The sequence below is a fragment of the cf. Phormidesmis sp. LEGE 11477 genome (genome assembly GCF_015207105.1).
In the GTDB taxonomy this organism is placed as follows: domain Bacteria; phylum Cyanobacteriota; class Cyanobacteriia; order Phormidesmidales; family Phormidesmidaceae; genus Phormidesmis.
In genome coordinates this window covers 18,922-29,678 of sequence record NZ_JADEXO010000082.1, presented here as the reverse complement: position 1 = coordinate 29,678, position 10,757 = coordinate 18,922, and the positions used below count along the sequence as shown (strand labels likewise).

The following is a 10,757-nucleotide window of genomic DNA, read 5'->3' as shown; positions in this document are numbered from 1 at the left end:
GCTCCCTAAACACGGGTTGCCCAGCGAGCAAATTGTGCGCCTGGCGCTTCAGCATCTACAGCCAACCGTTTTATCCAAACGTAAGTCCGCTCTACTTCTCCCTAAATTACTCAAAGCTAAACCTAAGCACCCTGAACGCCAAGAAGAACTGCCTGTTGCCGCTTAAAATAAAGCTCAGCTTTCAACAAAAACTTCGCACTGCCTAGTTATTTTCTCAAAACCTATAAACGTATTCCTATGACTTCTGATGCATCTAAAAAAGTAGGCAGGAACAAGAAAGTTTCTGCTAGCCAAGAATTTTATGTTAGAACAATCGCTGCCTGGTTGTTGCTGTTGGTTCCTGGCCTGTTGATTGCGTTTGTATCGGGGCGCTGGCTACTTTTTCTGCTGATCGGGCCTGCGATCGCATCTCCATTGACTATCTGTGTCTATGACCTGTTTCAGTTTCTAAAAAAGCCAGGAAATAAGACAAAGAAGCTAATTGTATTTGCTCTGCTTGGGCTAGGACTAGCGCTACTTTTGTCGTTTGTTGGTACTCAAATTTATTCGAGGCAGCCAGTAATCTATAGACGCAATTCCTTACCAGAAAGAGAGCAGTCAACTAATGGTAAGACTAGCGATAGTACCAATCTCCCTTTAGTCCAGCCTTTAGCTCAGCCGAACTCTCAATCAGTGTCGTTGGTTCAACCGCCGCAGCCGGTCGCTGCCTTTGATCAGGCAACCTATCTCGGTCTGCAGGCAGCAGAGATAGTCCAAAATCCTCCCCATCCCATCTCCGTTTGGCAGTCGGCTTACCAGCGGTGGGAACAGGCCATACAGTATCTAGACTCTATCTCCTCTGACACCGAAGTCTACGCAGAGGCTCAGATGAAGCTAGCAGACTACCAAGCGAACCAAGCCGTAATCGGTCAACGAATTGAATTAGAGAAGAGCGCCGCTGCTAGCTATGAAACGGCTAGCAGCCTAATAGATGAATTGGTCGAAATGACTGAGTCAATAGAATACGTCAGGCCGCAGGATCTGCCAATGCTCAGTCAAATCAGCGCGAAGTTAGAGGCTGCTATTGAAGAGTTCGAGACTATCCCTACCGGAACAGCCCTGTCTGCGTCAGCACAAAAACAGTTGGAGTTTCATCGCAAAGTCCGGCAAGGTTTACAGTCGACTATCGAGACATTAGAGACCTGTGATATAGGCGGCATTGCTGACTGTATCCTCTATGAAGCTGTAGAGATAGCTAAGCTAAATCAATAGCTCAGGCCGATGGTTGCAACAGTTCAAGCCGGTGGTTGTAAGGCCATGGTTCTATCAGGTCTAGAAAGTTCTTTGCATGAAGTTCTTTGAGCCTATGGCTCCACGCTCACTTCACTATTTAGCTCTTGTAACAGCCTTCCTAACCGTTCTTGCGACTGGCCGTAAGCAGCCCAGTCTCCTGCTTGTAGCGCTGATTGGCCTTGTTCATACGCTGCGATCGCGGCCTCCACCTGTTCGCGCTGAGAGGCAGGAATTGCTGCATCGGTCAGATTCGGGCTTGGCGGTGTCGTAGCCGCAGAGGGTTCAGTAGGCTGGGCAGCGGCGGATTGAGTGCCAAAGATAGCGTCTAGAGCTTCTGGCAGGGTCTGGCGCATGACAATAGTGTTTTTGAAAGCGACGATGACTCGCTTTAGCTCAGGCAGCGCTCCGGCGTCGGCTTGCAGGTAGACCGGTTCAAAGTAGAGCAAAGATTGATCGACAGGAATGACCAGCAGATTGCCTCGAATGACGCTAGAGCCTTGCTGATTCCATAGGGTAAGCTGCTCTGAAATATCGGGATTTTGATCGATACGCGCTTCTATTTGCTGAGGGCCGTAGACGAGAACCTGCTTGGGGAATTTGTAGAGGACGAGCTGGCCATAGTTGTCACCGTCGCAGCGAGCAGCCATCCAGGCGACCATGTTGTCTTTGCGCGATGGCGTGAAAGGGAGAATCTGAAGAAACTCTTCGCCTTCGGCGTTGGGCAGCCGCATGATTACATAGTAGGGCTGCATTTGCTCGGCGTTGTTGTTGCCACCAATTTGCTGGGGGAGCTGCCAGAGGTCTTCCTGGTTATAGAAAACTTCGGTGTCTTCCATATGATAGGCGCGGTACATCTGTGACTGAATCTGGAAGAGATTGAGCGGATAGCGGAAGTGAGCCCGCAAGTCTTCTGAGGCTTCGCTAAGTGGGGTGAACAGCGTTGGAAAGATCTTTTGGTAAGTCGCTAGAACCGGGTCGGTTTCGTCAATGGCGTAGACGGTAAGCGTGCCATCGTAAGCATCAATGACGATCTTAGCGGCGTCACGAATGTAGTTGGTTCCTGTACTGGCGATATCCTGTAGCTGGCTGCTGCTACCGAGAAACTCGCTGGCACTAGAAGATCGCGCTATCGGCTCGGAATAAGGATAGCGATCGCTCGTTGTATATCCATCTAAAATCCACTGAAACCGACCGTCAATTAACGCTAGATAAGGATCGCTATCTAGCTGTAGAAAAGGCACAATCTGTCGGGCTCGTTCGGTGATATCACGGTGATAGTGAATCTTGGAATTGGCAGTGAAATAGTTGGAAATAAGCGGTTTGAGCGAACCGATCTCAAAGGCATAGGTGAGCCGTCTAAACATTGAGCCGATGCCGACGCCGCCTGCACCACTGTAGAGATTCGTGGCGTTGTCGTTGCCTAGGGGATAGTCAAATTCTTCGGTGCTGGTGCCAGTGTAAACATAGTGATCAGTTTCCTCACCGTAGTAGATTCGGGGCTGATCAATAGTGAGATCTACAGAGGCTTCGGGCGGAATATTTTTGATGAAGAAATCGGGTAATCCTTCGATGGTTACCTGGTTGACTGGGCTCATGGCGACGCCGTAGCCGTGCGTGTACTTGAGCCTTTTGTTTACCCAGTTTTGGGCCTTTTCGGGTACGGCCTCATAGTCAAGTTCGCGGGCAGAGAGCATCACCTGACGATAGTCGCCGTTGAGGGTATAGCGATCGATGTCTACATCGTGGAAGCGATAGTAGAGCCGCAGACTTTGCAACTCTTGGTAGGTGCTCAGCAGCGTTTGGTAACCCCAGAGCCGGATATTGTCTAGTGTCGCGGTGTTTTGCTCAAGCGCTGGCGCAGCCAGATCATCTTCTACGACAAAGTCCTCTCTTTGAACATTGCTCAGTCCGTAAGCCTGGCGAGTGAAGTCGAGGTTGTGGGCGATAAAGGGCTTTTCTTTGTCAAGCTCGTTGGGTTCGACGGTGAGCGTCTGCTGTAGCGTCGGATAAACGCCACCGACGACCAGTAGAACAGCTAGATAGATCCCTACGCTAGTGAGCGGTAGGGAAAAACCAGAGCGCCACAGAGAAATAATGAAGAGCCCTGCCATCACTAGGGTGACAAACCCCATGACGGTATAGGCGCTAAGACGGGCGTTGACGTCTGTGTAGCCTGCGCCAAAGACAACGCCCGTCGCGGAGTAGAGCAGATCGTAGCGAGCGAGCCAGTACCCTAGGGCCAAGGTGATGGCGATCGCACTCAAGATCGCACACAGATGCGTCTTCACCGGACCAGTCAGCAGATACTTCCAGCCGCGCTCTATCCGAATTTCTCCTCTAAGGGCGTAGACCGTCAGCGTGATTGCTAAGGCCCAGAATAGTAGCTCTAGCGCCTGCTGCTGCAGTCCCTGGTAGACAGGCATTCTAAAAATGTAGAAGCCAACGTCTTGCTGATAGATCGGATCGACGACATTAAAAGCGGTTGGCCGTAGAAACTTAAGCAGCGCTTCCCACGCTTGAGCGCCTCTTTGCGCCGCCCCCAGAGACAAGATGACAATAAAAGAAATGCCGCCGTAGGTGATCAGGCTGGGAATGAGGGGGGCCCAATCGCTATTTTCAGGCGCGTAGAAGGGGCGATCGCGCGTCAGCCAAAGGGCTAGCCAAAAATTCGCACCCAGCACCACGCCATAGGCAGCAAATGCGATCGCCGCGCAAAGTAGACTCCAACCCAAACGCAGTTGAAATACGTCAGTAAATCCAGTGGCGCTGAACCACCAGTATTCTGTCAGCAAGTGAATGAGTGTGGTGGCGCTGACAATGGCCAGCAGTAGAATGCCAATTAGCCACCATATCCATGCATAAGAACGACTAGAGGTTTTGGAAAGATTCGGGAGAGGTGTAGTCACAGGGGCGTTGTGCGGTAGGGAATCTGTGCGGTAGAAATCTGTGCGGTGAGGCTACAGTAGATCTTTTGTTCAACATACCGATCATGAACCCTGATAAAGCTAACAAACCGGAATCGCCCAAATTTTTAACTTTAATGGTCGACTTCGAGCTTCGATCCGCTCGATTTAAATTGACTATTGCTATGTTGAAAGTATGTTGAAAGAGTCTATTCCTACGCCTGTGCATACGTTTCAAGTCGATGCGCTAAGCGTAGAAGTCTATTCATCGGCTGAAGCAGTCGCTATAGCGGCTAGTGCTAAGGCCGCTAAGATCTTACAGACAGCCATTGAGGAAAGGCAGCAGGCGATCGCAATCTTTGCAACTGGGCGATCGCAAAAGCAGTGTCTGCACTATCTAACTCACTCACAAAATCACCGATCGGCGCTCGACTGGTCGAAGATCACGGGCTTTCACCTCGACGAATATCTAGGCATTGCGGCAGCGCATCCGGCTAGTTTCCGGCACTATTTACAAACGCATCTGACTAGCCAGGTATCAATGCAGGCGTTTTATGAGATCGAAGGCGATGGACTGTCGCCGCTGTCGGTCTGCGAACAGTATGAAGAGAAACTGCGATCGCACCTACCCGACCTTTGCTTTTTAGGCATTGGCAACAACGGTCACCTTGCCTTCAACGACCCGGCTGTGGCCGACTTTAACGATCCGCGCTGGGTCAAGATTGTGCGTCTAGACGAAAAGAATCGGCGACAGCAGGCAGATTCTACTGACTTTGAGACGATAGAGGCCGTTCCTAACTATGCCTTTACGCTAACGCTAAGCGCGATTGGTGCGATCAGGCACCGCCTGTGTCTGGCCTTCGGTGACGGAAAAGCAGCCGTGGTGAAACGCCTATTGACTGGCCCAATTGATCCTAGCTGCCCGGCTACCATTCTACGAAAATTGCCTCAGACAACTCTACTGATAGACCAAGCAGCCGCTGCAGACTATCTTTCATCCGCGTTCGACTGAGGCTTTATCTATCTCTAACTGCCTGTCGTCTGGGTGTGTCTAGCCAGATTTGCGCGTGGTGGCGGCGATGATAACTTTTCCTAGAAAGCCACCATTAAACGGCTTGCTGCTGGTCGGGTAGCAGTGAAAGCACTTTGTGACGATCGGAGGGCATAGACATGCGAAAAGACTGATAGTAGTCTTTGCGAGATTCTGTAAAGGTTTCACGCAGCTGCTCAATGGGCTGAGCGTGATGATCGACTCGCAGATCGAGATAGGGATAGCTGTCGGTATGCATGACCCGCAGCGCTGCCGATTGCCGCCCGCGTTTGTCACCACCCGCAGCTTCTCCCGCTTCTAAAGCCAGCAGCAGGCGATCGCAAAAATCTCTATTTTCAAACCGCGCATAGGCGTCGGCCATCGCTTGAACGGTGGCTTCGCTCACCAGCATATTGCCCGCCACAGAAAAGCCCGCAAAAGTGAGATGCCCGGCCCAGCCGACGCAGTCTTTCCCAGTCCAGGCAGCGGTTTGTCCGTAGCGGTCTACCATATGAAGCTGCCGCTGCTCGTGGTCAGAATCGTCAAAAAGCAGGCGCTGTAGAGTTTCTTCGGCAGAGGCAACGTGCGAGTGGCCATGCCCTTTCAGCATTTCGAGCCCGTGAATGCCTAACAGTGGATTGGTGGCAGCTTGGGTGGCGATCGCACCCACACCCGCTTCTACATAGGGCACCAGCGCGCCAACCGCCAAATGTTTGGTGGCTACCGCGACGCCTGTCATTCCAGTTTTTGCATCCCAAGCCACAATTGAAAAAGTCATGGAATCCTTAAATTCTTTTTGAAGATGAATCTTAACAAAGATTAGCAGTCATCTGGTTTCTAGAACTGTTTCATAGGTCACGCTTTCAGGTGTTTTCTACTGACAGCACAGTGTTAGCTAGGTTAATTCCTCGCTAGTAAATTGACCGATGAGGGTGTCATTAGGTCTACTCAACCTTCAATATTCACGCTTAGATAAAAAAATTATCAGCCTCGATTGGCGCTGATTCACCCTACAGAGCCTTTATCAACGTGGGCATAGCCTCATAGAGTTGATCTAAGTATTTCCACAGAAATTTTTTATGTGCGGTATCGCTGGCATCATGCATCACGAGAGTGCCCGAGCTATCAATCCAGACTGGCTGGTGGCAATGGCGGCTATCCAATATCATCGCGGCCCGGATGGCTTTGGCCAAAAAGTCTTGCCCGGCAGCGGTGTGGGTTTCTCTCACGCTCGTCTGTCAATTATCGATCTCAATCCCAACCGAGGCCGTCAGCCTTTTTGGACGGATGACGAGCAGTACATGATTGCTCACAACGGCGAGTTTTATGACTACAAGCGGCTGCGGGCTGACCTAACTTCTAGGGGCGATCGCTTCACGACTAAAAGCGATACCGAGCTGCTGCTGCACCTGACTAAGCGCTATGGCCTGACTGAGACGATGCCCCATCTGCGCGGAGAGTTTGCCTTTGCCATGTACGAAAAGCAGGCAGAGCGACTGACTTTGGTGCGCGATCGCTTTGGTGTAAAGCCGCTGTACTGGACGATGACTGCAGAGGGCTTGGTCTTTGGCTCAGAAATCAAAGTTCTGTTTGCCCATCCTGGCGTTCGCCGTGCCTTTTCAGATCAGGGGCTCTATCACCAGCTGATACAGACGATGGTGCCAGGAACGACTTGCTTTGAGGGCGTCTATGCGGTGCAGCCAGGGCAAATGGTGATATGTGAGCGCAGAGAAGGACGGCTACAGATCCGCACGCATACCTACTGGGATATGGATTTTCCGCAGCGGGGCGGGCGGACTGAGCGCAGTGAAGAAGAGACGATCGAACAACTGCGCCATCACTTTGTTGAAGCGATTCAGCTGCGGTTGGAGGCGGATGTGCCGGTTGCCTGCTATCTTTCAGGCGGCATTGATTCTTGTTCTATTTTGGGCGTGGCAGCAGCCTGTCAGCAGTCGCCAGTGAAGGCGTTTACGATTGGCTTTGATGATGGCGATTACGATGAGACTGCGATCGCCCAAGAAATGGCCGCAGCGGTGGGAGCGGATCAAGACATCCTTAGGGTGCAGGGTAGCGATCTGTACGACCATTTTGCTAGAACCATCTGGCATACCGAACGCAGCATCTACAACACTTTTACTGTCGCTAAGCTGTTGATGAGTGAGCATGTGCAGCAGGCGGGCTATAAGGTTGTGGTCACTGGCGAAGGCTCGGATGAGCTGTTTGCGGGCTATCCTCAGCTGCGGCTAGATATGATTTTGCACGGTATGGAGGAGGCCACACCAGCGGAGCGGGCTGAGCTAGAAGCTTGGCTGCAAGAGAGTAATCGCCTGTTCAAAGGAAATCTGCTGGCGCAAAAGCGGTTGGACGATCCGGCCTTGACTGAACGGGTCGGGTTTACCCCGAGCTGTTTGCAGTCTTGGCTGTCGTCAGCGCCAAGGGCGATGTCTTTGCTGTCTTCAGAGCGGCGGCAGGCGTTAGATAATTACTCTCCGGGCGCGGCGATCGCCCAAACGCTAGATCCGCAGCAGCTTGCGGGTCGTCATCCTTTGGACAAGGCGCAGTATGTGTGGATTAAGACTCAGTTTGAGTCGCAGGTGTTGGGTTGGGCGGGCGATCGCGTTGATATGGCTAACTCAATGGAAGCTAGGCCCGCCTTTCTCGATCATCCGCTGGTAGAGTTCGCCGTTACCGTTCCGCCTACGCTGAGGTTTCGCGACCAAAAAGATAAGTACATTCTGCGGGAGACGATGAAGGAATTGCTGCCTGAAACGCTGTATAACCGACAGAAGTTTGCTTTCATGGCTCCGCCTGCCCACACCGATCCGGCTAAACAAAAGGCGATGTTAGGGCTCGGTGAGCAGTACCTTTCTAAGAAGGCAGTTGCCGCCACAGGCTTACTTGATGCTACGGCTGTTTCTGCTTTGTTTGAGCGCTATCACCAGTCTGAAACGCCTGTTGCTGAGCAGGTTCAGCTCGATGCTACGATTAATCACCTGCTTAGCGTTCAAATTCTGCACGATCGTTTTATTGCGGCTGATATTCCTAAGATCGCTAGAGATAGAGCTGATGCATTGGGATGGCACGTTGGGTCTGACTAATCTATCAAACCCTTTAATCTAACGTGAGTTCGACGGTAGAAAAATTAAGCTGAAAAAAAGGCTAGGGCATAAGCGTAGACTAACCAAACACAGAGCAGTCCTATCCGGCAGAAAGTCCTCAAAATAGGATACTAATTAAGCAGTCAATACTTAGGGTCAGTATGTACAAGTTTGTCACCATTTCAGGTAGCTGTGGAAATCCATACGACATTGGTAAGTGCGAAAGTAATGCAAATCAAATGTTGCAGCAGGGTTACGAACTAGTCCAGGTTTATCAGACAACAACGCCAGGCTGTTTGTCTACCAATAGTGTTTTGGTAATGGTGTTTAAGCAAGCGAGTCAGCCTATATAGCGATGGTATTACTTGGTAAAAAGATACAGAAGCTTCACGGCTCAAGTTACCGTCTAGGAGCGCATCATCCACATTGCAGGCGGCATCATAACCATCTCATCTGGTTATTAGGACATCCGCTGTGTTTAGGTTGCACCTGTATGTATTCGGGTATTGTGATTGGTGTTTTGTTAGCATGCAACACAAACTGGTCTGGTTTTTCGTTTCTAGGATGGGTAGGTATCCACTTGCTGCCAATTATGCCGACCGTCCTACAGCCTTGGATTCAGCACAAGCCTTTCAAGATAATGGCTCGATCACTGTTAGGCGTTTCTATCGGTTCATATGTTTTGAGTGGTTTCTTTTCGTATCAGGGCGTCTTTCATCCATGGTTATTTAGATTACTGGTAGCTACCGCTTTTTTAATAGGATTTAAGATATTGATTTCGCTAAGACGGCTTAAACCTAACAATCCTTGTACGTCGTGTCCTCTGGGTGTGTATCCTACGTGCGAGTGGAATTTACCCCAACTTCTAGCTGATAATAACGAACTTCTATTTCTACAAGAATCTTTGGCACAACAAGTTTCTCGTGATAGCAGCGCTTCTAACAGGTAAGAGCCGCAGAAGCTCTCGTTGAGGCAACCTCTGTAGCTATATGTAATCCCTTTATGCTCCAGCTATAAAGCGCTCAAAGCCTACAGCTTTAGCTCCTTGACTGAGGTGTGCTGTGTCGGCTGAAGCTATTTAGTAGCAATGAGCCGAGTGGCTCGTGGTACTCGCATACATCTGAGTACCGCTATATGAAGTCTGTAGGGAAAATGTTTTAGTGTCGAACTCATGCTAATCAACTAGGTGACAGGCAACATGGTGTCCTGGTCTGACTTCTCTAAAGGCGGGTTCTGGATCTTGGCGACACTCTGGCATTACGGCGGGGCAGCGGGTGTGAAAGCAGCAGCCTTTGGGCGGGTGCAAAGGACTGGGAACATCGCCTTGTAAGATGATTCTCTCTCTTTTGGCCTCTAGCTTCGGGTCGGGGATGGGTACGGCTGAGAGCAGCGCCTGGGTGTAGGGGTGCAGCGGATCTTCATACAGGCTGACGCGATCGGCTAGCTCCATTAGCTTGCCTAGGTACATGACGGCAACGCGATCGGCGATGTGGCGTACTACGCTGAGATCGTGGGCAATAAATAGATAGGTCAGGCCAAATTCTTGTTGAAGCGATTGCAGCAAATTGACCACCTGAGCCTGAATGGAAACGTCGAGCGCGGCGATTGGTTCGTCGCCTACGATGAAGTCGGGATCGGCGGCTAGGGCTCTGGCAATGACGACTCGCTGCCGCTGACCGCCGGAAAATTCGTGTGGATAGCGGTGGTAGTGCTGTGGGCTAAGGCCGACGGTATCTAGGATGTGGTGGACGCGATCGCGTTTCTCTTGCCCTTGCGCCAGCTTATGGACTGCCATCGGCTCTCCGACGATAGAACCCACTGTCATTCGGGGGTTCAACGAAGCATAGGGATCTTGAAAGATCATCTGCATCTTTTGTCGCTGTCGCCGCAGAGACTCGCTTTTCGAAGTCGTTAACTCGGTGTCTTCAAAATAAACGTCGCCAGCAGTCGGCTGCTCTAGCTGTAAAATCGCTCGCCCGGTGGTACTCTTGCCACAGCCTGACTCGCCTACTAGACCCAACGTCTCACCTGGCTGAATGCTAAAGCTCAGTCCGTCTACCGCCTTGACCCACTCTGTCCGCCGCTGCCAAGGCAATCCGCGTCTGACTGGAAAGTGAACTTTGAGATTTTCAACGCGAATCAGCGGTTGAGACATAACTAAGGAAATTTTATGAAGAAAGTAACTGATGAGCTAGAAGACGAACTGCGCCCTGAATATGACTTTTCTAAAATGGAGGCGGGTGTCAGAGGTAAGTATGTCGAAAGATATCAGGCAGGGACAAATTTAGTTCGATTAGCGCCTGATGTCGCCCATGCTTTTCCAACTGATGAATCTGTAAATGAAGCGTTACGGTCGTTACTCCAAATCGCTCAGCGGCATCAGCTCAAAAAACCAGTTGAAGCGGACTGATTCTAAACTTCAGATGCATTCAAGACCATTAGTAGCCGCTTAAC

General features: G+C 50.8%; 8 protein-coding genes. 5 read left to right on the top strand and 3 right to left on the bottom strand.

Annotation, left to right across the window (positions count from 1 at the left end):
- Window positions 1-237 precede the first annotated feature (237 nt).
- A complete protein-coding gene (locus IQ256_RS19955; RefSeq protein ID WP_193857315.1) occupies window positions 238-1,251 on the top strand; it encodes a hypothetical protein in 1,014 nt (337 codons plus the stop codon).
- A gap of 92 nt (window positions 1,252-1,343) precedes the next feature.
- On the opposite strand, the gene IQ256_RS19950 is transcribed toward IQ256_RS19955, so the two are convergent.
- A complete protein-coding gene (locus IQ256_RS19950; RefSeq protein ID WP_193857314.1) occupies window positions 1,344-4,178 on the bottom strand; it encodes a UPF0182 family protein in 2,835 nt (944 codons plus the stop codon).
- A gap of 193 nt (window positions 4,179-4,371) precedes the next feature.
- On the opposite strand from IQ256_RS19950, the gene IQ256_RS19945 reads away from it, so the two are divergent.
- Window positions 4,372-5,187: a 6-phosphogluconolactonase gene (locus IQ256_RS19945; protein WP_193857313.1), complete on the top strand. Its 816-nt coding sequence runs from the start codon at window positions 4,372-4,374 to the stop codon at window positions 5,185-5,187.
- 94 nt (window positions 5,188-5,281) lie between these two features.
- Here IQ256_RS19945 and IQ256_RS19940 read toward each other — a convergent pair whose 3' ends face one another.
- A complete protein-coding gene (locus tag IQ256_RS19940; protein ID WP_193857312.1) occupies window positions 5,282-5,983 on the bottom strand; it encodes a DUF1028 domain-containing protein in 702 nt (233 codons plus the stop codon).
- A 301-nt stretch (window positions 5,984-6,284) separates the two neighbouring features.
- Between IQ256_RS19940 and asnB the strand changes: the two genes are divergently transcribed.
- Both asnB and IQ256_RS19930 read left to right on the top strand, forming a co-directional pair.
- Window positions 6,285-8,303, top strand: coding sequence for an asparagine synthase (glutamine-hydrolyzing) (gene asnB, locus IQ256_RS19935; RefSeq protein ID WP_193857311.1), 2,019 nt, complete (start codon window positions 6,285-6,287; stop codon window positions 8,301-8,303).
- 161 nt (window positions 8,304-8,464) lie between these two features.
- The gene (locus tag IQ256_RS19930; protein ID WP_193857310.1) at window positions 8,465-8,656 is read left to right on the top strand and encodes a hypothetical protein; all 192 of its coding nucleotides are present in this window, start codon (window positions 8,465-8,467) and stop codon (window positions 8,654-8,656) included.
- Window positions 8,657-9,477: 821 nt separating this feature from the next.
- On the opposite strand, the gene IQ256_RS19925 is transcribed toward IQ256_RS19930, so the two are convergent.
- On the bottom strand, window positions 9,478-10,458 hold the full coding sequence (locus tag IQ256_RS19925; RefSeq protein ID WP_193857309.1) for an ABC transporter ATP-binding protein: 981 nt from the start codon (window positions 10,456-10,458) through the stop codon (window positions 9,478-9,480).
- A gap of 15 nt (window positions 10,459-10,473) precedes the next feature.
- On the opposite strand from IQ256_RS19925, the gene IQ256_RS19920 reads away from it, so the two are divergent.
- Window positions 10,474-10,713, top strand: coding sequence for a hypothetical protein (locus tag IQ256_RS19920; RefSeq protein ID WP_193857308.1), 240 nt, complete (start codon window positions 10,474-10,476; stop codon window positions 10,711-10,713).
- The last annotated feature ends 44 nt before the right edge of the window (window positions 10,714-10,757 follow it).

What these genes read in the sequence shown, in the direction of transcription:
- IQ256_RS19930 (WP_193857310.1), top strand. Translation starts at nt 8,465, where the DNA reads ATGTACAAGTTTGTCACCATTTCAGGTAGCTGTGGAAATCCATACGAC.
- IQ256_RS19940 (WP_193857312.1), bottom strand. Translation starts at nt 5,983, where the DNA reads ATGACTTTTTCAATTGTGGCTTGGGATGCAAAAACTGGAATGACAGGC.
- IQ256_RS19955 (WP_193857315.1), top strand. Translation starts at nt 238, where the DNA reads ATGACTTCTGATGCATCTAAAAAAGTAGGCAGGAACAAGAAAGTTTCT.
- IQ256_RS19945 (WP_193857313.1), top strand. Translation starts at nt 4,372, where the DNA reads ATGTTGAAAGAGTCTATTCCTACGCCTGTGCATACGTTTCAAGTCGAT.
- asnB (WP_193857311.1), top strand. Translation starts at nt 6,285, where the DNA reads ATGTGCGGTATCGCTGGCATCATGCATCACGAGAGTGCCCGAGCTATC.
- IQ256_RS19920 (WP_193857308.1), top strand. Translation starts at nt 10,474, where the DNA reads ATGAAGAAAGTAACTGATGAGCTAGAAGACGAACTGCGCCCTGAATAT.
- IQ256_RS19925 (WP_193857309.1), bottom strand. Translation starts at nt 10,458, where the DNA reads ATGTCTCAACCGCTGATTCGCGTTGAAAATCTCAAAGTTCACTTTCCA.